The sequence below is a fragment of the Candidatus Izemoplasmatales bacterium genome (assembly GCA_041649275.1).
GTDB lineage: Bacteria > Bacillota_I > Bacilli_A > Izemoplasmatales > Hujiaoplasmataceae > UBA12489.
On record JBAZNL010000001.1, the window covers coordinates 91,442 to 111,808 of the forward strand.

Genomic DNA, 20,367 nt, shown 5'->3' on the forward strand with positions numbered 1-20,367 from the left:
TAAGGCGAAGCCACAATTCGAGGTGCAAGATGATCAAGGCCCCGTCCCCGAACGTCGATTTCGCGAACCTGTCCTTCGTCCCCGTCAAGACCAACGGCATCTATCTCTCCCATTACCGAAACGGCGCCTGGGACGCGGGCGGGATGCAAGAAGGCGACACCGTCACCGTCCACGCACTCTCCACCGGCATCAACTACGGCCAGCAGGCCTTCGAGGGCATGAAATGCTACCGCCGCACGGACGGCGGAATCCAGTTCTTCCGTCCCGAGGAAAACGCCCTCCGCTTCCAAAGGTCCTGTCGCCGCCTGGCGATGCCGGAACTGCCCGTCGAGCGCTTCCTCGAAGCGATCGAGGAGGCCGTCCGGTACAACTCCGAGTTCGTCCCGCCGCACGACACGAAGGCGACGCTCTACGTCCGCCCCTTCATGATCGGCGTCGGTTCGAACCTCGTCCTCGCGCCCTCGAAGGAATACCTCTTCGGCGTCGTCACGATGCCGGTCGGGCTCTTCTTCAAGAGCGGCCTAAAGCCGGTCGACTTCGTCACCACCGACTACGACCGCGCCGCGGCGAACGGTACCGGTTCGGTCAAGGTCGGCGGAAACTACGCCGCCTCGATGCTGCCGAACGCGATCGCGAAGTCGCAGGGTTTCGCCGACTGCCTCTACCTCGACCCCCTCACCCACACGAAGATCGACGAGGGCGGCGCCGCCAACTTCTTCGCCGTCACGAAGGACGGCGTCTTCGTGACGCCGAAGTCGAGTTCGATCCTGCCCTCCGTGACCAAGCTTTCGCTTCTCTATCTCGCGAGGGAGCGCCTCGGCATGAAGATCGAGGAGCGCGAGGTCTATGTCGACCGCCTCGACGAATTCTCCGAAGCCGCGACCTGCGGCACGGCGGCGATCATCACCCCGATCGCCGCGATCACCCACCGGGGCGTCCGCCACGCCTTCCCCTGGGAGAAGGATGCCGGCCCCTGGTCGAAGAAACTCTACGACCTGTTGGTCGGGATCCAGTTCGGGGACGTCGAAGCCCCCGACGGATGGATCAGAAACGTCGAGTGACCGCTTGACCATCGGAATACATGAAAGCCGGCACGGACCCCGATCGGGTTCCATGCCGGCTCTTTTGATCCATGGTGTGTATCGATCAGCGCGCGTCGGACGGGCGATACCGCTTCAATCCGGCGTCGTAGACGTAGCCGATCCGCGCAAGCATCTGGTCGAGCAGCGGCCGTTCGACGGCGAGCTCCTCGCAGACGCCGTCGAGGTCCTTGACACCGTCGCGCAGTTTCGTGTTGACGAGCGACACGACGACGTGCGGATCCATCTTGTAGAGCGAACTCATGATCTCATCTCCTGAAAAAAAACATGAACGGGACGCGCGGTCCCGTTCCTGGTCTATGGGTGGTGCGGGAACCGTATCGGCATGGCGGGGTTTCGTCCCGGCGGAACGGTACATGTCGGCACGGCGCGTGAGCATCGCGGGGTCATCAAGCAGTCTGTGGGGGCATTCCGCGATCCGTCGCGTCGGGACGAAACCGCCAAACCGGTCGGCTCGCGCCGACGAGAAACATTATACTCCAACGTGCGCGCGAACGCAAGGAAAAGATGCGCCTTCCGATTAGTCTTCCGGGAACGGCCGCGTCGGCCGGTCCGGGATCCTGAGGACGACCCGTTCCCAGGTGCGGATCGTGAGATGGTCGGGCGTCCGCTCGAGGACGTAGTCGGGCAACAGCGGCGTCTTTCCGAGCCCTCCGGGCGCGTTCACGATGTATTGCGGGATCGCCAGACCGGAGGTGTATCCCCGGAGATATTCCATGATCCGGAGGCCGTCGTCGAAGGACGTGCGGAAATGCGAAGTCCCCCGCACCGTCTTCGCATGGAAGAGGTAATAGGGCCGGACGCGGATCTTGAGCAGTTCCTGGTTCAGGCAGCGCATCACGAACGGATCGTCGTTCACGCCGTTCAGGAGGACCGTCTGGTTCCCGATCGGGATCCCCGCGGCCGAAAGCCGCGCGCAGGCCTCTCCCGCCTCGCGGGTGACCTCCATCGGGTGGTTGAAGTGGGTGTTCACGTACAGCGGATGGTACTTCGCAAGCATCGCGCACAGGTCGTCGTCGATCCGCATCGGCAGGGTCACGGGTGTCCGCGTGCCGACGCGGATGATCTCGACCGAGGGGATCGCCCGGAGCGCCGCGAGGATCTTCTCGAGGCGCGGCGTCGGCATCGTGAACGGGTCGCCGCCGGTGACGAGCACGTCGCGGATCTCGGGATGTTCGCGGACGTAGGCGATCGACGTTTCGATCGTCCGGTCCGAAGCGACGCGGTCGACGGAGCCGATGTTGCGCCGTCTCTGGCAGTGCCGGCAGTACGACGCGCATTCGTTCGTCACGTTCAGGATCAGCCGGTCCGGATAGCGGCGCGTGATGCAGCCCGCCGGGCTGGTCCGTTCCTCCGCCATCGGATCGTCCTCGCCCTCCGGGTCGAGCAGTTCGAACGGATGGGGCACCGCCTGGCGGCGGATCGGATCGGTCGGGTCGGCCGGATCGACGAGCGAGAGATAGTAGGGCGAGACGGCGAACCGGAAGCGTTCGCCGACGGCGGCGATCCGTTCGCGTTCGCGATCCGTGAGCGAAAGCAGCCTCGCGAGCGTCTGCGCGTCGCCGACGCGATGGGAGAGTTGCCACCGCCAGTCGTCCCAGTCGGACGGACCGGCGTGAAAATAGTCGAGCATTCTGGCCTTTCCGGCGTCGTTCTCATGACGGCGCTCCAGGCCCTTCGGGATGCGTTCACGCTCCCGGAGATAATCGTCGATGCGGCGTTTCAGTTCCTCGGCCCGCATCACGGCCGCACGTCTGTTCCGTTCCTCCATCATTCCTCCTCGGATCGTTCTGACTTCCTCGGCCCCCGATCCCCGGGCGTTCCGATAAGCGTATGATAAGCGACTTTCCGCCGTTTGTCCACCCATTCGACGAAATTCACGAAAAGACGATCCGGCGCGGAGTGCGGCCGGATCGTCGGTTCAGTTCTTCCTTCCCGGTTTCCCGAGGCTTTCGGCGAAGCGTTTGAAGCGGGCCATCCCCGTCTCCGTGCCGCTTCGGAAGTCGGCCGCCGGAAGCGGCGTCATGTCCTTTCCGAGGAACGTGACGTCCATCGACCAGAGGGTTCCCTCGGGCATCGCCTCAAGCCGGTTGACGCAGCGGTTCCAGACGGTTCCGAGCTCGTAGACGACCTCGAGGCGGAGCGGCTCGACGGAGAGGACCGTCTCCTTCATCCGCATCTCCCCCTCGGGAGCGGCGAAGACGAGCCAGGCGGAGCCTTCGCCCCGTCCCTTCGGTCGTTCGATCCAGTCGATGCGGAGAAGCCCCTCTTCCCATTCCTTCATGCGGTCGTGGTCGAGCAAGAGCGCCATCACCGCGGCCGGCGGCCGGCGGACCAGGGTCGTGCAGGTGTAATCCATCGGATCGCCTCCCTGCCTCCATTATAACAGAACGCACGGGGACGCGATCGTTTATTTTCGATCCCGTTGACAATCGCGGTTCGCTGCCGTATGATATCCGCAAGGGGTGATACCATGGATGAAGTCGCGCTCAAGGACGGCAGGACGCTTGCGATCCGGCGGGCAGGACCCGCCGACGCCGAGGCGATGCTCGACTACCTGCACGCCGTCGGCGGCGAATCGGACAACCTCCTGTTCGGTTCCGAGGGCGTGCCCTACGCCGTCGAACAGGAACGGGAGATGCTCCAGAAGCTGTCCGAGGCGAAGACCTCGGCGATGTTCCTCGGCATCCTCGACGGCCGGATCGTCTCCGTGGTGAACGTGAACGCGCCGACGCGGCCGCGCATCGCCCACACCTGCGAGATCGGGGTGTCGGTCCGGAAGGAATGCTGGAACCTCGGCGTGGGGTCGGCGATGATGGACCGTCTCGTCCGCTTCGCGCGCTCGACCGGGATCCTCGAGGTGATCCATCTCTCCGTGCGTTCCGACAACCTCCATGCGATCCGGCTCTACGAGCGGACCGGCTTCGTCAAAATCGGCACCTACGAGAAGTACATGAAGGTCGACGGCCGCTCCCACGACGTCCTCCTGATGAACCTCTACCTTTAAGGACGTCGAAAAGCGCGTCGCTCCGCATATCGCGGAACGGCGCGCTTTTTCAGTGTTGATCCGCGATGCGGCGAAGGCGCTTCGCAAGCATCGCCGCAAGGACGACCTTGACGACGTCAAGGACCGCGTAGGGCGTCATTCCGAATAGAACAGATAACCACGGAATCCCCGCGACGAACGCGGTCCAAAGGGACGCGAGCGGGTAGAGTCCGAGGATCGCGAAGCCGATTCCGGCCGCGATCCGGATGACGGTCCGGTTTGTTCCGCGAACCGCCAGAGCAATCGCGCCGGCGACGGCCGGGAAGAGCCAGAGGAACGCCCCCGACGGACCGACGAGGACGGAAAGGCCGCCGGTTCCGCCGGCGAACACCGGCAGCCCGGCCGCGCCGAGCGCGACGTACCCGAGCATCGCCGCAGACGCCGCGGCGGGGGGGAGAACGAATCCCGCGAGGACCACGAAGAACGACTGCAGGGTGAAGGCGACCGGAATCCCGGGCAGCGTGAAGGGCGGAATCAGCCAGACGGAGACGGCCGCGAGGGCGGTGAAGACGGCGGTTCCGGCGAGGCGGCGGGTCCTCGTCAAGGCGTCATCCGACCACGAACGAGAACTGCGCCTCGCAGGCGACCTCGTCCTCGACCCTGGCGACGGCGGTGCCGAAGCCGAACCTCCCGCGCATGCGGGTGATCTCGACTTCGAGCAGGAGCGTGTCGCCGGGGACCACCTTCCGGCGGAACTTGGCCTTCTCGATGCCGGTGAAGTAGGCGATCTTGCCCTGGTACTGCGGGTCGGAGAGGAGCACGATCGCGCCCATCTGGGCGAGCGACTCGGTGATCAGGACCCCCGGCATCACCGGGTGTCCGGGAAAATGGCCCTGGAAGTAGAACTCCTCGGCGCGGACGTGCTTGATCCCGATGCCGCCCTTCATCGGCGTGTAGTCGAGGACCTCGTCGACGAGCAGGAACGGTTCGCGGTGCGGCAGGATCTTCTTGATCCCCTCGAGCGAGAGCATCACTCCGCCCTCCCCTCGATCCGCTTGACGACCACGGCTGCGTTCTGGCCGCCGAAGCCGAGGTTCACGTTCATCGCGTAAGTGAGGTTCTTCCGCTTCGCGACGTTCGGGGTGTAGTCGAGGTCGCAGTCGGGGTCGGGTTCCCGGTAATGGATCGTCGGCGGGACGATCCCGTCCTTCACCGCGAGGAGGGTGAGGATCGTCTCGATCCCGCCGGTGGCGCCGAGGGCGTGTCCGGTCATCGACTTCGTCGAACTCACGGACAGCTCGTACGCAAGCGGACCGAACGCCTTCTTGATCCCGAGCGTCTCGAACTTGTCGTTCAGGACCGTCGAGGTCCCGTGCGCGTTCACGTAGCCGACGTCGGACGGGGAGATCCCGGCGTCCGCGAGGGCGAGGGTCATGCATCTTGCGACTGCCTCGGCGGATTCGTCCGGGGCGGTGATGTGGTATGCGTCGGAGGTTGCGCCGTAGCCGACGACCTCGCCATAGATCGACGCCTTTCGCGCGACCGCGCGCTCGTATTCCTCGAGCACGAGGATGCCCGCGCCCTCCGCCATCACGAAGCCGCTCCGGCGCTTGTCGAAGGGCACCGAGGCGGTCTCCGGATCGGCGGACGTCGAGAGCGCCTTCATGTTCGCGAAGCCGGCGACGCCGAAGGCGTTCACGGCGGCTTCGGCGCCGCCCGCGAGGGCGAGGTCGAGATAGCCGTCGCGGATCGCCCGGAAGGCTTCTCCGATCGCGTTCGTGCCGGCCGAGCAGGCCGTCACGATCGGGATGTTCGGTCCCTTGAGGCCGAAGCGGATCGAGACGTTCGCGCCGATCAGGTTGACGATCGCGTTCGGGATGAAGAACGGGCTCATCCGGTCGAGACCCTTGGCAACGGCGTTCTTGGCCTCCTCCCAGATCGTCGTGAGACCGCCGATCCCGGAGGCGACGTAGGTGCCGAAACGGTACGGATCATAGTCCGCCGGCGCTAAGCGCGCGGACCGATAGGCCTCGTCCGCGGCGGCGATTCCGAGCAGGATCGCGCGGTCGAGGCGGCGCGCGTCGCGCGGACCGACGAGCGGCGTCGGATCGAAGCCCTTGACTTCGCCGGCGACCTTGACCTTCGACTCGGAGGCGTCGAAGAGGGTGATGGGGGCGATGCCGTTCTTCCCGGCCCTGATCGCCTCCCAGGTGCTTTTCACGTCGTTTCCGACGCTGGTCAGAAGGCCGAGACCGGTGACGACGACCCTGCGCTTCACGGCCGGCCTCACATCACGATCCCGCCGTCGACGGCGAGCGTGTGACCGGTGATGTAGGCGGCGTCCGCGGACACGAGGAAGGCGACCGCCTTCGCGACGTCCTCAGGCGATCCGATGCGTCTGAGCGGAATCTGTTCCTTCCACTTCTCGATGGCTTCGACGGGCATGTTCGCGGTCATCGCGGTGTCGATGAAGCCGGGAGCGACGACGTTCACGGTGACGCCGCGGGAGGCGACCTCGCGGGCAAGCGCCTTCGAAAGCCCGATGACCCCCGCCTTGGCGGCGGAGTAGTTCGTCTGGCCGGGGTTCCCGAGGATGCCGGAGACGGAGGAGACGTTCACGATCCTGCCCGCCGGACTCCGGAGGATCGGCTTCAAGGCATGGCGGCACATGTTCCAGACGCCCTTCAGGTCGGTGTCGACGACCTTGTCGAACTGCTCCTCCGTCATTCGGAGAAGCAGGTTGTCGGCGACCACGCCGGCGTTGTTCACGAGAATGTCGAGACCGCCGCACTTCTCGACGGCGAAGTCGACGATCCGTTTCGCGTCCGCATGGACGCTCACGTCCGCCTGGACCGCATAGGCGATTCCACCTGATGCGGTGATTTCCGCCACGAGTTCCTCCGCGGCCGCGGCGCTCGAGCGGTAGTTCACGACGACCTTCGCGCCGCGTGCAGAAAGTTCGAGCGCGATCGCCCGGCCGATTCCGACCGCACCGCCGGTGACGACGGCGATTCTATTCGACAAATCCATGTTCTGTCAACCACCTTTCCAGATCCGGAAGGCCGTCCGGCCCGTCGAGACGGGCGACGGCGGCCGTCGGATCGATCTTGCGTATGAACCCCGAGAGGACCGATCCCGGTCCGATCTCGAGGAAATGCCCGATGCCGGAAGCGACGAGCGCCCGGATCGTATCCTCGAAGCGTACCGGCTCGAGGACCTGTCGGACGAGAGTCTTCCTCAGTTCGCCCTTGCGATGCGGGGCGGCGGTCACGTTCGACCAAACCGGGACGGCGGGGAAGAACGGTTCCGCATTTTCGAGTGCGCGGGCCAGACGTTCCGCCGCCGAGGACATCAGCGGCGAATGGAACGCTCCCGAGACGTTCAGGGGGACGATCCGCTTCGCGCCGGCCTGCTTCGCGAGTTCCGCGGCCTTCGCCACGGCTTCCGCGTCGCCCGAGATGACGATCTGCCCGGGACAGTTCAGGTTCGCCGGAACCACGATCGCGGTCGGCGTCGAGGCGACCGCGCAGACTTCCTTGAGCCTGTCTTCGGACAGGCCGAGGATGGCCGCCATCGCGCCGGGACGTTCCTTCGCGGCCGCCTGCATCGCCGCGGCACGGATTCCGACAAGGCGGAGGAGGCTTTCGAAGTCGTAGACGCCGGCGGCGCCGAGGGCGGTCCACTCGCCGAGCGAGAAGCCGGCGAAGGCGGCGGGTTTCAATGGATGGCGGCGAAGGAGCGCCTTGTAGGCGATCAGGGACGAGATCACGATCGCGGGCTGGGCGAGGAGGGTGTCGTCGAGACTACCGTCCTCGGAGGACAGGACCGCGGACAGGTCGTATCCGAGAATCCGCGAAGCCTCGTCGAGGGTCTTCGCGACGCCGGGGTCGTCGTCGAGCCAGTCGATCCCCATGCCGGGGTGCTGCGCCCCCTGGCCGGGGAAGAGGATCGCGAGCGCGGGCATCAGAGAACCTCGAGCGAATCCTTGTAGGCGGCGACGCCGTCGAAGAGGTCGGAGAGGACCTCCTTCATCGGCCGGATCCGCCTGACCATGCCGGCGATCTGTCCGGCCATGAAGGAGCCGGTCTCGACGTTCCCGTCGAAGACGGCGCGGCGGAGCGACCCGAGCGTCAGCTTTTCGAGTTCCTCGAGGGTGGCGCCTTGCTTGGACATCTCGAGGTATTCGTTCGCCATCGGGTTCTTCAGGACCCGGACCGGTGCGCCGGTCTGACGGCCGGTGACGACGGTCGAGGTGTCGCGCGCGTCGACGACCATCTTCTTGTAGTTGTCGTGGATCGGGCACTCCTCGGTCGCGAGCAGGACGGTCCCGACCTGGACGCCCTTGGCGCCGAGGGCGAAGGCGGCGAGAACGCCGCGCTTGTCGGCGATCCCGCCGGCGGCGATGACGGGGATCCTGACGGCGTCGACGACCTGGGGGACGAGCGCCATCGTCGTCAGTTCGCCGATGTGTCCGCCCGACTCGGTGCCTTCCGCGATCACCGCGTCGGCGCCGGCGCGCTCGACGCGCTGGGCGAGGGCAACGGAGGGGACGACCGGGATCACCTTGATGCCGGCCTGCTTCCAGACCTCCATGTAGATGCCAGGGTTGCCGGCACCGGTGGTGACGACCGGCACCTTCTCCTCGACGACGACCTTGGCGATCGCCGGGGCATGCGGACTCATCAGCATGATGTTGACGCCGAAGGGCTTGTCCGTCATCGTCCGGCACGTGCGGATCTGGGAGCGGACCCATTCGGGATCGTTCCCGCCGGCGCCGATGAGGCCGAAGCCGCCGGCCTCGCAGACCGCGGCGCAGAGGGTCGCGGTGGCGATGTTGGCCATCCCGCCCTGGATCAGGGGATATCTCGAACTGAGCAATTCCGTGATGTTTCTCATGGTTCCTCCTAAAGGGTGATGATCGCGCTGCCCCACGTGAAGCCGCCGCCGAAGCCGACGAGCAGGGCGCGCTTGCCCCGCGCCTCGGGATGGATGTCGCGGTATTCGTCGAGGGCGATGATGATCGATGCGGCCGACGTGTTGCCGGTCTCGCGGATGTTCATGAAGAACTTGTGGAACGGCACGTCGAGCGATCGTGCGACCGACTGGACGATGCGGATGTTGGCCTGGTGCGGGATCACGACCTCGATGTCGTCGAGCGACATTCCGGCGACCTTGAGGATGTGCCGGATCGCCGTCTCGACGGCGTTCACGGCGAAGGCGTACACCTTCGCCCCATCCATCCGGATGCGGTCGCGGACGACGGTGAGGGCGCTCTCTCGGTCGCAGTCGGAGGCGGTGAAGAAGTGCGCCGGAGCGGCGGTGAGGCGCGCCGGCTCGAGGATCGCGGCGCCGGCCCCGTCGCCGAAGAGGACGCAGGTGTTGCGGTCGGTGTAGTCGACGCAGCGGGTGAGGGTTTCTGCGCCGATCACGAGCGCGGCGTGAAACCGTCCCGACTGCAAAAGGTTCGAGGCAACCTCGAGGGCGTAGATGAAGCCGGTGCAGGCGGCATTCACGTCGAACGCCATCACCGGCCGGCCTTCGAGGCCGAGCTTGGACTGGATGAAGTTGGCGGTCGACGGCGTCTGCTGGTCGCCGGTGATCGTCGCCGTGACGATCAGGTCGATCCTGTCCTTGTCGTAGCCGTTCTTCGCGATTGCGTCGAGCGCGGCCTTGAATGCCATGTCGGAAGTCTGTTCTCCGACCGCCTTGTGGCGGTTCATGATCCCGGTGCGCGTCTCGATCCATTCGGAGGAGGTGTCGACCATCTTCTCGAGGTCGGCGTTCGAGATCGTCGCCGGCGGGAGATAGCGGCCGGTGCCGACGAGCCTAATCCTGGGTTTCACCATGGACCCCCTCAGGCATCGCGGAGCGGATCTCGCCGATCGCGCGGTATTTGGCGTAACGGTTCTCCAGGAGCGTCTGAAGCGGCAGACCGCAGACGGCGACGAGGGCGCTCTTGAGGAAGCCCTCGACGGCGACATAGCCGGTTGCGGGATCGACGTGCAGTCCCGGACCCTCCGGCATCACTTCGTCGATGGCCCCGAGGGCGTACAGGTCGGGGGCCGTCAGCTTCATCAGCGCCGCCGCCTCGGGGGCCTTCTCGGCGTCCTTGTACAGGATCGCCGCGAAGCCTTCGGGCGAGAGGATCGAATAGGTGGCGTTCTCGAACATCGCGACGCGGTCGCCGAGGCCGATCCCGAGGGCGCCGCCGGATCCGCCCTCGCCGAGGACGATCGTGACGACGGGAGTCTTCAGGGTCGACATCGCCTTCAGGTTCTCGGCGATCGCGCCGGCCTGGCCGCGTTCCTCGGCGCCGATCCCGGGATAGGCGCCGGGGGTGTCGACGATCGTGACGACGGGACGGTGGAACTTCTCCGCCTGGCGCATCAGCCGAAGCGCCTTGCGGTATCCCTCCGGATGGGGCATCCCGAAGTTGCGGTGGATCTTGTCGTCGGTGTTCGTGCCCTTCTCCTGGGCGATGACGGTGACGGCGCGGCCGTCGAAGGTGGCGATCCCGCCGACGACGGCGGGATCGTCGCCGAAGAGGCGGTCGCCGTGCAGTTCGAGGAAGTCGGGGAAGAGGCGGGCGATCAGCGAAAGCGCCGTCGGGCGCTTCGGATGGCGCGCGAGTCGGACCTTCTCCCAGGCGTTGTTTCTGATCTCATTCATGGCCGTACCTCCCGATGGAGACGGAGCAGGCGCGACAGGAGCATCCGCATCTCGGAGCGCGCCGCGACGAGGTCGACGGCGCCATGCTTGAGCTGGAACGTCTCGGTCTGGAAGCCTTCCGGCAGCTCCTGGCGGATCGTCTGCTTGATGACCCGCGGACCGGCAAAGCCGATCAGCGAGGATTTCTCGGCGATGTTGACGTCGCCGAGCGAGGCGAAGGAAGCGGCGACGCCGCCGGTGGTCGGATGGGTGAGGACGCTCACGTAAAGGAGACCCGCGGCGTCGTGGCGCGCGAGCGCTCCGGCCGTCTTCCCCATCTGCATGAGCGAGAGGATGCCCTCCTGCATGCGGGCGCCGCCCGAGGCGGAGAAGATCACGAGGGGCAGTCGACGCTCGGTCGCGCGTTCGACGAGCCTGGCGACCTTCTCGCCGACGGCGGAACCCATCGAACCCATCATGAAGGAAGCGTCGAGCACGCCGACGGCGACGGGGATGCCGGTGATCGACGCGGTTCCGGACAGGAAGGCCTCGTTCATCCCCGAGGCGGCCTTTCCGGCCGCGAGCTTCTCGGGATAGTCGGGCATGCCGAGGGGATCGGCCGAAGTGACCTCGGCGTCCGTCTCGACGAACGAGCCGGGGTCGACGGTGATCTGGATCCGCTTCGCGGCGCCGATCTTGAAATGCGCGCCGCAGGTGGGGCAGACGCCGTCGTTCTTGTCGAGGACGCGCTGGTAGACGGCGTTCCCGCAGGCTTCGCACTTGACGAAGAGGCCTTCGGGAATGTCGACGGAGCGGGCGACCTCTTCCTTGTTCAGGATCGTCTTCCTGAACTTCGCGAGCCGTTCCTGACGTTCACTCAGCGAATCTTTCATAACGCTCGCCTCCGATCGTCGTCTGGAACCGGGCGATGAATCCCGTGTCGACGAGGCCCTTGACGTACTCGGGATCGTGCATGATCAGATAGAGGTATTCGACGTTGTTCTTGACGCCGTCGACGACGAACTGCTCGAGCGCGGTCCGCATCTTGCGGATCGCGTCGCGCCGCGTCGGCGCGTGCACGATCAGTTTCGCCATCAGCGAATCGTAATAGGGGGGAATCTCGTAGCCGGAGAACAGGTGGGTGTCGATTCGGACCCCCGGGCCGCCCGGGAGGATCAGCCGTTCGACGGTTCCCGGCGTCGGCCGGAAGTCGTTCATCGGATCCTCGGCGCAGATCCGGCACTCGATCGCGTGACCCTGGAAGCGGACGTCGGTCTGGCGGAAGGACAGTTCGTTCCCGTAGGCGATGCGGATCTGTTCCTTGACGAGGTCGATGCCGGTGACCCATTCGGTCACGGGATGCTCGACCTGGATCCTGGCGTTCATCTCGATGAAGAAGAAATCGCCCTGGTTGTCGACGAGGAACTCGATCGTGCCGGCGTTCTGGTAGCCGACCGCCTTCGCGAGCCGGACGGCGGCCGCACCAAGTTTTCGCCGGACGGCGTCGGGAAGGTTGACACCCGGCGATTCCTCGACGATCTTCTGGTTGCGGCGCTGGATCGAACAGTCGCGCTCGCCGAGATGGACGACGTTTCCGGCCTTGTCGGCGAGGATCTGGACCTCGATGTGGCGGGGCCGGTCGAGATACTTCTCGACGTAGAGGGACTTGTCCCCGAAGCTCGATTCGGCTTCGAGACGCGTACGTGCGAACGTGCGGGCGAACGCCTCGTCATCGCCGACGACCGCGATCCCACGACCGCCGCCGCCGGCGGCGGCCTTGATCATCACCGGATAACCGATCCGATGGGCGATCCGGAGACCGGCGTCGACGTCTTCGATGATGCCCTCGCTGCCTTCGATCACGGGGATGCCGTTCTCCGCGGCGACACGCCGCGCGGCGACCTTGTCGCCCATGAGCGCGATCACCCTCGCGGAGGGACCGATGAAGCCGATCCCGCAGCTTTCGACCATCTCGACGAAACGCGGGTTCTCGGCGAGGAAGCCGTACCCGGGATGGATCGCGTTGCATCCGGTCGCGATCGCCGCGGCCAGGACGTTGTTCATGTGGAGGTAGCTGTCGCGGCTCTGGGGACCGCCGACGCAGACGGCCTCGTCGGCGAGCTTGACGTGGAGGGCGCCGGCGTCCGCCGTCGAATGGACGGCGACCGTCGGAATCCCGAGTTCCTTCGCCGCCCGGATGATGCGGATGGCGATCTCCCCGCGGTTGGCCACGAGGATCTTATTGGGCATCGGCGGCTCCCGTATGGATCGTCATCAGGACCTGGTCGTAGCCGACGACCTGGCCGTTCTTGACGTCGACGCGCTCGACGACGCCGGCGACCGGCGAGGCGATCTCGTTCATGATCTTCATCGCCTCGATGATGCAGAGGGTCTGGCCCTTCTTCACGATCTGGCCGACTTTGGCGAATGGTTCGCCGTTGGGGACGGCAGCGGCGTAGTAGGTGCCGACGAGCGGACTCTTGACGGCGACGCAGGTGGCGTTCGGCGACAACCCGCCCTGGACCGGAGCGCAGGCTTCGCCCTCCGGTGCGGGGGCGGGGGCGTTGGGCGCGGGGGACGCGGTCGGTCCGGCGAGCTTCGAGAGCCTGAGCTTGACGTCGCCGGTCTCGAGTTCGAGGGCGGTAAGGGTGGAACGTTCGAAATCACGGATGATTCCCTGGATCTCCTTGAGCGTCATGGCGCGGTCTCCCTTCAGGCCTTGCGGGTGCGGTTCTCGACGAGGACGACGATGTCGTCGACCGACTTGAGGCGGGTCGCCTCGTCGTCCTCGATCTTGAAGCCGAAGGTTTCCTCCAGACGCATCATCAGTTCGACGGCGTCGAGGCTGTCGATGTTCAGATCTTCCACGAGACGGGTCGAGCGGGACAGTTTCTTCTCGTCGACGCCGAATTCTTTCGCGATCAGTTCGGTGACTTGGGACAGGATCATGTTCATGCGACCTTTCCGAGCGTTTCAAGGGTTAGTTTGAATTTCAAAATATCGCTCTCAAATATCATAATCACAACGGGCGATAATGTCAACACCCATCGGCGCATTTTCGTCTACCATGAACCGCATTTCACGGAATCGCCACAATCCCCGGCGGAAATAAAAACGCACGCCGGGCGGATGCGCGGCGGGCGTCGGTCGGATTGCGCGGTGCGGCTCATGACAAGAGGATCGTCCTCGTCATTTCTTGCCAGCGGGTTTCGGAGCGGGTTTCGGTTCCGGTTTCGGAGCCGGTTTCGGTTCCGGTTTCGGAGCGGGCTTCGGTTCCGGTTTGACCGGTTTCTTCACTTCTGCCATGGAAAGCCCTCCTTTCTCTTTGTTGTTGGTATACCCGGAATCGATCGTTCCGAGTCAACAAATCGGGGTAGCCAATTGCGGTCGAACGCCAATGAGAGGGATCACCTCCAATATAGCACAACCCCCCTGAAATGCAAGGGGTCCGAACCCTGTTTTCGATGCTTTCCGCACGCTTGCCACAGGTCGTTTCCGATGGCGATTTCGCGGCTCGGAAAACATTCCGAAAACCGATTCCGGAGGCATGGTGTATAATGGAAACGGGTGATCGACATGTATGAGAGAAACCGCACCAGACCGGTCCTCGTCGGCTCCGTCCAGATCGGCGGAAACGACCGGATCGTCGTCCAGAGCATGACCACGACGAAGACGAAGGACATCGCCGCGACCGTCGCGCAGATCGACGCGCTGGTCCGCGCCGGCTGCCAGATCGCGCGCGTCGCGGTCCTCGACATGACCGATGCGGCCGCGATCGGCGAGATCGTGAAACGGATCTCGATCCCCCTCGTGGCCGACATCCACTACGATCACCGGCTCGCCCTCGAGGCGATCCGCCAGGGCGTTCACAAGATCCGCATCAATCCCGGCAACATCGGCGCCGACGAGCACGTGAGGGCGGTCGTCGACGCATGCGCGAAACGACACATCCCGATCCGCATCGGGATCAACTCCGGCTCGCTCGAACCGTCGATCCTGGCGAAGTACGGATCGCCCACGGCCGAAGCGATGGTCGCGTCCGCGAAATACCACGTCGACCTCCTCGAACGCTACGACTTCACCGACATCGTGCTCTCGCTCAAGTCGACCGACATGCGCGCCACCGTCGCCGCCTACGAGCTCGCCGCGAAGACGTTTTCGTATCCCCTCCACCTCGGCATCACCGAAGCCGGCACCGCCGTCGGCGGCACGATCCGCTCCTCGATCGGCCTCGGCATCCTGATCCACGAGGGGATCGGTTCGACGATCCGCGTCTCGCTCACGGCCGACCCCGTCGAGGAGATCCGGGTCGCCAAGGAGATCCTCACCAACTTCGGCCTCTGGAAGAAGCCGCGGCTCATCAGCTGTCCGACCTGCGGACGGATCCAGTACGACATGATCCCGATCGCGACCGCGATCGAAGCGTATCTCGATACGATCGACAAGGACATCACCGTCGCAATCATGGGTTGCGCCGTCAACGGCATCGGCGAGGCACGCGACGCCCAGATCGCCGTCGCCGGCGGGAAGGAAGAAGCCCTGCTCTTCGTCGACGGGAAGATCGTCCGGAAGGTGCCCCAGGCCGATCTCGTCGCCGCCCTCAAGGAAGCCATCGACGCCTATTGACGATGCCATCGGAAACAAAAGATCCCCGTCCGCGGTTCAGCGGACGGGGATCTTTTCGTTCGAAATGCTTGATTCAGCGTTTGACGAGCAGCCGCTCGTGGATCTTGTCGGGATCCTTCGCACGGGCCGGGGCGAGGATCTTCCCGAACGGCATCTGCGCGGACATCCGCCACGTCGACGGAATCGCGAACGCTTCTTTGACGGCGTCCTCGATCAGTTCGCCGTAATGCTGCAGGGACGCGCCGTAGCCGACGTCGGCGAGCGCGACCCAGACGTTCGACTGGAGCATCCCGCCCTGCTCGACCGCCCAGCGTTCGAAGTTTCTGGCATAGAGCGGGTTGGCCTTGGCGAGGCCGTCGGTGACGGCGGAATCGTCGTAGAAGAGGACCGTGCCGCGGCCGGCGGAAAAGCCCGCGATCTTCTTCTCGGTCTTGGGAAACGACGCTTCGGGAACGATCTTGCGGAGTGCCTCGAGGACGATTTTCCAGAGGCGGAGGTGGCTTTCGCCGAAGAGCAGAAGGACGCGCTGGCTGCGCGCATCGTAGGCGGACGGGGTGAATTCGAGCGCGTGGGCGATAAGGGCGGAGACGATGTCGTCGGACACGACCGTCTCGTTGGACAGGGTATAGTTCGAACGGCGCGTTTCCAGCGCCTTGCGGAATTCCATAGGATGCCTCCTCATGAGATGGACCTCAATCATAGTATACCATTCGCCGCGAACCTGGGCGAGGACGACGCTCGACGTCGCTCAAAAAGGAAGGCCGGAGCGGCTCCGGCCTTCAGTCGAACAACACCATGACCGTGGTGCCCTCAGGAACCACTTCGCAATCGAAGCCGGCGACCGCACGGACCGCCGCTTCCACGGACGGATCGCACACGACGACGTTCACGACGAGCGAGTTGAGTTCGGGGTAGAAGCTCACTTCGTCGATTCCGAGCTCGTCCCGGCATTCCAGCAGGCGGATCTTGATCATCATCAGGTCGAAGAGCGATCGATCCGTCTCCACGAACCCGACGGATTCGCCCAGACGGTTGCGGACGGCGCGTTCGTAGGCTCCCACCCGCGCTGCGCCGGCGTCGCGGTCGACATAGACGTAGAGCCGGTCCCGGACGCGATAGGATCCGCCGTAGACGTCGGTATCGCGCAGATCCGCCGGCAGGACGAGGTCGTCGCCGGCCGCCGGGGCGGACGGAAGGATGACCCGCACCGACAGCGCGAACAGCACCCCGAGCGCTCCGAGGATTCCGAGTGTTCCGAGAAACCGCTTCATGATCAGGCACCTCCTCCGCCGAAAACGTGAATCCATGTCCCGTTTCGATTCCATGATAGCACGATCGTGCCGTTTGTCAACACGTTCGCGGAAAACGGACGATCAATCCGGAAAATGAACAAGGGCGACCCGCAGGCCGCCCTTTCGCTACAGGTTGGTGGAGAGGAACAGGTTGATGACGTCCTTGAGCGGATTGTGGTCGTAGATCCACTTCGAGATGCGGAACTGTTCCTCGAATTCGGGCGCGAGCCCGAAGTCGACCGAGATGAATCCGCCGATCGCCTCGGAGATCGCCGGAATCGTCATGAGGAGGCCGAGGAGGAAGAACAGGACCAGCACGATCGCGAAAATCTTGACGAGCCCGAAGAGCACGCCGAGGACCTTGTCGACCTCGCGGATGACCGGGATCTTGGTGATGCCCTTGACGATCAGCTTGAGGATGAAGAAGACGATGATCGAGCCGAAGAACAGGCAGATGAAGGCGATCACGAGCATCGCCACGTCCTTGAGGACGGGATGGATCGTGTCGACGAGCGAGGCGGCGATGTCCTCCACCTTGATGCCGTCGGCGATCCATTCCTGCAGGAAGGTCGGGAAGCTCGGAAACGCCTCCTGGATCGCCGCGAGACGGTTTTCGTAGGTGAACTGCACCGTGAACTGCGCCGTCTGCGTGTTCAGGTACTCGAGGATCTTCGTGCTCACCGTCGGACCGATCCACTGGTCGAGGACGCCGGCGAACGGACGCGCGAAGATGATCGAGCCGAGGATGCCGAAGATGCCGGACGCCATCTGGACGATCTTGAGCAAAAATCCCGACTTCCATCCGATGATGCCGAAGACGATGGCGACGAGGACGATGCCGACGTCGACGATGCCGATGCCGAAGGAACCGAAATTGAGAAGCGTCATGTACTGTACCCCCCTAGGTCACACGGTTAACGCGCGTGTTCCGCGATGTAGTCCTGATACGTGAGGATCATTTTCTTGGCCGCGTAGACCTCGTCGATGCGGGTCACGGGTGTCGTCGTCGGTGCGTTCTTGAGCGCATCCGGGTTTTCGATCGCCTCGTCGGCGACCTTCCGCATCACGTCGATGAAGGCGTCGAGCGTCTGTTTCGACTCGGTTTCCGTCGGTTCGATCATGATCGATTGATGGAAGAGGAGCGGGAAGTAGATCGTCGGTGCGTGGAAGCCGTAGTCGAGCAGGCGCTTGGCGACGTCGAGCGTGGTCACGCCGGTCGACTGGTCGACGAGACCGTCGAAGACGCACTCGTGCATCGCGAAACTGTCGATCGGCAACTTGTACTTGTCCTTCAGGGCGACGCGCACGTAGTTGGCGTTGATCGTCGCGAGGCGGCCGACGTCCTTCATGTGCTCGCGACCGAGCGTGAGGCAGTAGGCGTAGGCGCGCAGCCAGACGCGGAAGTTCCCGTAGAAGCCGGAGACGGAGCCGATCGCGTCGGCGGCGTGCTCGACGTAGAAGGAATCGCCGTCCTTCTTCACCTGCGGGTTGGGCAGGAAGCGCTCGAGCCCCTGGCGGACGCCGACGGGTCCGGATCCCGGACCGCCGCCGCCATGCGGCGTGGAGAAGGTCTTGTGGAGGTTGATGTGCATCACGTCGAAGCCGAGGTCGCCGGGACGGCACTGGCCGAGGATCGCGTTCAGGTTGGCGCCGTCGTAGTACATCAGGCCGCCGGCCGCGTGCACAAGACGGGTGATCTCGAGGATGTTCTTGTCGAAGATGCCGAGGGTGTTCGGATTCGTGAGCATCATCCCGGCGATCTCGTCGGAGAGGACCGCCCTGAGGGCGTCCATGTCGACGAAGCCTTCCGGCGTCGACGGAATCTCGACGATCTCGAAGCCGCAGAGCGCGGCCGAGGCGGGGTTGGTGCCGTGGGCGGCGTCGGGGACGACGACCTTCTTCCGTTTGAAGTCGCCCCGGTCCTCGTGGTAGGCCTTGATGATCATCAGTCCGGTGAGTTCGCCGTGGGCTCCCGCGAACGGGTTGAGCGAAAACTCGGAGAGGCCGGAGATCTCCGAAAGCATTCCCTGCAGCTCGTGGTAGACGCGGAGCGCGCCCTGGACCTGGCCGGCCGGCTGGAGCGGGTGGATGCCGGTGAATCCGGGCAGCGAGGCGATCTCGTCGTTGATCTTCGGATTGTACTTCATCGTGCAGGAGCCGAGCGGGTAGAAGCCCGACTCGACGCCGAAGTTCTTCTGCGAGAGGTTGGTGTAGTGACGGACGACGTCGAGTTCGGAAACCTCGGGAAGCGCCGGTGCGGTCGGGCGCAACAGCCCGCCGAGATCGGCGAGACGATGGCTTCCGCGCTCGGGCTCGGGAAGCGAGAAGCCCACGCGGCCGGGAACGGAAAGTTCGAAGACGAGACGGTCGTAACGATTCATCGGAGGCCTCCCAGAACGGCGGCGAACCGTTCGATCTCGGCATCGGTGCGTTTCTCGGTGACGGCGAAGTTGACGACGTCGCGATACGCCTCGTCGTAATCGGCGAGGCTCACGGCGCCGAAGAAGCCGGCCTCGGCGAGCGCCTCCTGAATCCGCGCCTGGTCGAGCGAGGTATGGAGCACGAACTCCTTCAGGAAGGACTTGTCGAAGACGGGGGAGAACTTCCCCGTGGCGACGAGCAGATCATGAAGCTTATGCGCCTTTTCGTAGGAGAGTTCGTTCACCCGCTTCAGTCCCTCGGGGCCCATCAGGGACAGATAGATCGTCCCGTAGAGTGCCATCAGCGACTGGTTCGAGCAGATGTTGGAGTTGGCCTTCTCGCGGCGGATGTGCTGTTCGCGCGCCTGAAGCGTGAGGACGAAGGCGCGTTTGCCGTTCCGGTCGAACGACTGGCCGACGATCCGGCCCGGCATCCGGCGGACGTACGGCTTCTTCGTGGCGAGGTAGCCGAGGTAGGGACCGCCGAACGCGAGCGGCATCCCGAGCGACTGGCAGTCGCCGCAGGCGATGTCGGCGCCGTCTTCGGCGGGCGTTTTGAGAACGCCGAGCGTCGAGATGTCGCACGACTCGATCATCACCGAACCGTTGTTGTGGATCGCATCGGCGAATCCTTCGAAGGATTCGATGATCCCGAAGTAGTTCGGCTTCTGGACCAGGACGCCGGCGACCGTCTCGTCGAGCAGCGCGGAGAGGTCCGTGAAGGACGTCTCGCCGTCGGCGACGGGCACGAACGCGACCTCGAGGCCGCGGAAGTGGGCGTAGGTCATGACGACCTCGGCGATGTTCGGATGGACCGCGGCGGAGACGAGGACCTTGTTCCGCCTGGCGATCGCGGAAGCCATGAAGCAGGCTTCGGCGGCGGCGGTCGGGCCGTCGTACATCGAGGCGTTGGAGACCTCCATGCCCGTGAGCATGGTCACCATCGACTGGTATTCGAAGATGTAGGAAAGCGTCCCCTGGGCGATTTCCGGCTGATAGGGGGTATAGGAGGTGAGGAATTCCTGGCGCGCGATGAGCGCGTGGATCACGGCGGGATCGTAGTGGTCGTAGGCGCCGAGGCCGGAGAAGACGGTCATCGTCCGGTTCTCGTTCGCGATCGCCTGCAGGCGGGCGCGCAATTCGACTTCGGAAAGCGCGGACGGGATCGCGTAGTCCCGCGTCATCCGTACCGACGCGGGGATGTCGACGAACATGTCCTGATCCGCGGCGATGCCGATCCTCGCCCGCATCGCCGCCAGATCGGCTTCGGTATGCGGGAAGTATTTGAACACGGC

At 64.7% G+C, this 20,367-nt stretch carries 23 protein-coding genes; 3 read left to right on the forward strand and 20 right to left on the reverse strand.

What is annotated here, in order from left to right:
* Positions 1–29: 29 nt before the first annotated feature.
* Positions 30–1,061, forward strand: coding sequence for a branched-chain amino acid aminotransferase (locus WC509_00355; GenBank protein MFA5005909.1), 1,032 nt, complete (start codon positions 30–32; stop codon positions 1,059–1,061).
* Positions 1,062–1,146: 85 nt separating this feature from the next.
* On the opposite strand, the gene WC509_00360 is transcribed toward WC509_00355, so the two are convergent.
* The 3 genes from WC509_00360 to WC509_00370 form a co-directional block, all read right to left on the reverse strand.
* Positions 1,147–1,344 carry a DUF4250 domain-containing protein gene (locus tag WC509_00360; GenBank protein ID MFA5005910.1) on the reverse strand — a complete coding sequence of 66 codons (198 nt, stop codon included), beginning with the start codon at positions 1,342–1,344 and terminating at the stop codon, positions 1,147–1,149.
* 276 nt (positions 1,345–1,620) lie between these two features.
* The gene (locus tag WC509_00365) at positions 1,621–2,871 is read right to left on the reverse strand and encodes a KamA family radical SAM protein (protein ID MFA5005911.1); all 1,251 of its coding nucleotides are present in this window, start codon (positions 2,869–2,871) and stop codon (positions 1,621–1,623) included.
* 150 nt (positions 2,872–3,021) lie between these two features.
* Complete coding sequence (locus WC509_00370; GenBank protein MFA5005912.1) at positions 3,022–3,459, reverse strand: SRPBCC family protein; 438 nt, start codon at positions 3,457–3,459, stop codon at positions 3,022–3,024.
* 114 nt (positions 3,460–3,573) lie between these two features.
* On the opposite strand from WC509_00370, the gene WC509_00375 reads away from it, so the two are divergent.
* Positions 3,574–4,107 (forward strand): GNAT family protein, encoded by a 534-nt coding sequence (locus WC509_00375; protein ID MFA5005913.1) that lies wholly within the window; start codon positions 3,574–3,576, stop codon positions 4,105–4,107.
* A 49-nt stretch (positions 4,108–4,156) separates the two neighbouring features.
* On the opposite strand, the gene WC509_00380 is transcribed toward WC509_00375, so the two are convergent.
* Genes WC509_00380 through acpP form a run of 12 tightly spaced genes read right to left on the reverse strand, consistent with a single transcriptional unit; the run spans position 4,157 to position 13,689 of the window.
* Positions 4,157–4,690 carry a biotin transporter BioY gene (locus WC509_00380; protein MFA5005914.1) on the reverse strand — a complete coding sequence of 178 codons (534 nt, stop codon included), beginning with the start codon at positions 4,688–4,690 and terminating at the stop codon, positions 4,157–4,159.
* A gap of 4 nt (positions 4,691–4,694) precedes the next feature.
* Positions 4,695–5,117 carry a 3-hydroxyacyl-ACP dehydratase FabZ gene (gene fabZ, locus WC509_00385; GenBank protein MFA5005915.1) on the reverse strand — a complete coding sequence of 141 codons (423 nt, stop codon included), beginning with the start codon at positions 5,115–5,117 and terminating at the stop codon, positions 4,695–4,697.
* On the reverse strand, positions 5,117–6,364 hold the full coding sequence (fabF, locus tag WC509_00390; protein ID MFA5005916.1) for a beta-ketoacyl-ACP synthase II: 1,248 nt from the start codon (positions 6,362–6,364) through the stop codon (positions 5,117–5,119). Before fabF ends, fabZ begins: the two co-directional genes overlap by 1 nt.
* A gap of 8 nt (positions 6,365–6,372) precedes the next feature.
* The gene (fabG, locus tag WC509_00395) at positions 6,373–7,116 is read right to left on the reverse strand and encodes a 3-oxoacyl-[acyl-carrier-protein] reductase (protein ID MFA5005917.1); all 744 of its coding nucleotides are present in this window, start codon (positions 7,114–7,116) and stop codon (positions 6,373–6,375) included.
* Positions 7,100–8,050, reverse strand: coding sequence for an ACP S-malonyltransferase (gene fabD / locus WC509_00400; protein ID MFA5005918.1), 951 nt, complete (start codon positions 8,048–8,050; stop codon positions 7,100–7,102). Before fabD ends, fabG begins: the two co-directional genes overlap by 17 nt.
* Positions 8,050–8,982, reverse strand: coding sequence for a DUF561 domain-containing protein (locus tag WC509_00405; protein ID MFA5005919.1), 933 nt, complete (start codon positions 8,980–8,982; stop codon positions 8,050–8,052). The genes fabD and WC509_00405 overlap by 1 nt, the downstream gene beginning before the upstream one ends.
* Positions 8,983–8,990: 8 nt before the next feature.
* Complete coding sequence (locus WC509_00410; protein MFA5005920.1) at positions 8,991–9,929, reverse strand: beta-ketoacyl-ACP synthase III; 939 nt, start codon at positions 9,927–9,929, stop codon at positions 8,991–8,993.
* Entirely contained in the window at positions 9,913–10,755 is an 843-nt protein-coding gene (locus WC509_00415) for an acetyl-CoA carboxylase carboxyltransferase subunit alpha (GenBank protein MFA5005921.1), read from the reverse strand. Before WC509_00415 ends, WC509_00410 begins: the two co-directional genes overlap by 17 nt.
* Positions 10,752–11,627 (reverse strand): acetyl-CoA carboxylase, carboxyltransferase subunit beta, encoded by an 876-nt coding sequence (gene accD, locus WC509_00420; protein ID MFA5005922.1) that lies wholly within the window; start codon positions 11,625–11,627, stop codon positions 10,752–10,754. The genes WC509_00415 and accD overlap by 4 nt, the downstream gene beginning before the upstream one ends.
* Positions 11,608–12,984, reverse strand: a complete 1,377-nt coding sequence (gene accC, locus WC509_00425) for an acetyl-CoA carboxylase biotin carboxylase subunit (GenBank protein ID MFA5005923.1) — start codon at positions 12,982–12,984, stop codon at positions 11,608–11,610. The genes accD and accC overlap by 20 nt, the downstream gene beginning before the upstream one ends.
* Positions 12,974–13,432: an acetyl-CoA carboxylase biotin carboxyl carrier protein gene (accB, locus tag WC509_00430; protein MFA5005924.1), complete on the reverse strand. Its 459-nt coding sequence runs from the start codon at positions 13,430–13,432 to the stop codon at positions 12,974–12,976. The genes accC and accB overlap by 11 nt, the downstream gene beginning before the upstream one ends.
* A 14-nt stretch (positions 13,433–13,446) precedes the next feature.
* Entirely contained in the window at positions 13,447–13,689 is a 243-nt protein-coding gene (acpP, locus tag WC509_00435; protein ID MFA5005925.1) for an acyl carrier protein, read from the reverse strand.
* Between the two features lie 621 nt (positions 13,690–14,310).
* Here acpP and ispG point away from each other — a divergent pair.
* A complete protein-coding gene (ispG, locus tag WC509_00440; GenBank protein ID MFA5005926.1) occupies positions 14,311–15,360 on the forward strand; it encodes a flavodoxin-dependent (E)-4-hydroxy-3-methylbut-2-enyl-diphosphate synthase in 1,050 nt (349 codons plus the stop codon).
* Between the two features lie 73 nt (positions 15,361–15,433).
* Here the strand turns inward: ispG and WC509_00445 are convergent, their stop codons facing one another.
* The 5 genes from WC509_00445 to gcvPA all read right to left on the reverse strand — a co-directional run bounded on the left by WC509_00445 (position 15,434) and on the right by gcvPA (position 20,364).
* Positions 15,434–16,027, reverse strand: coding sequence for a nitroreductase family protein (locus WC509_00445; protein MFA5005927.1), 594 nt, complete (start codon positions 16,025–16,027; stop codon positions 15,434–15,436).
* A gap of 112 nt (positions 16,028–16,139) precedes the next feature.
* The gene (locus WC509_00450) at positions 16,140–16,631 is read right to left on the reverse strand and encodes a hypothetical protein (protein ID MFA5005928.1); all 492 of its coding nucleotides are present in this window, start codon (positions 16,629–16,631) and stop codon (positions 16,140–16,142) included.
* A 147-nt stretch (positions 16,632–16,778) separates the two neighbouring features.
* The gene (locus tag WC509_00455; protein ID MFA5005929.1) at positions 16,779–17,540 is read right to left on the reverse strand and encodes a CvpA family protein; all 762 of its coding nucleotides are present in this window, start codon (positions 17,538–17,540) and stop codon (positions 16,779–16,781) included.
* A 26-nt stretch (positions 17,541–17,566) separates the two neighbouring features.
* Positions 17,567–19,033 carry an aminomethyl-transferring glycine dehydrogenase subunit GcvPB gene (gene gcvPB / locus WC509_00460; GenBank protein MFA5005930.1) on the reverse strand — a complete coding sequence of 489 codons (1,467 nt, stop codon included), beginning with the start codon at positions 19,031–19,033 and terminating at the stop codon, positions 17,567–17,569.
* Positions 19,030–20,364, reverse strand: coding sequence for an aminomethyl-transferring glycine dehydrogenase subunit GcvPA (gene gcvPA, locus WC509_00465; GenBank protein ID MFA5005931.1), 1,335 nt, complete (start codon positions 20,362–20,364; stop codon positions 19,030–19,032). The genes gcvPB and gcvPA overlap by 4 nt, the downstream gene beginning before the upstream one ends.
* Between the last annotated feature and the right edge of the window lie 3 nt (positions 20,365–20,367).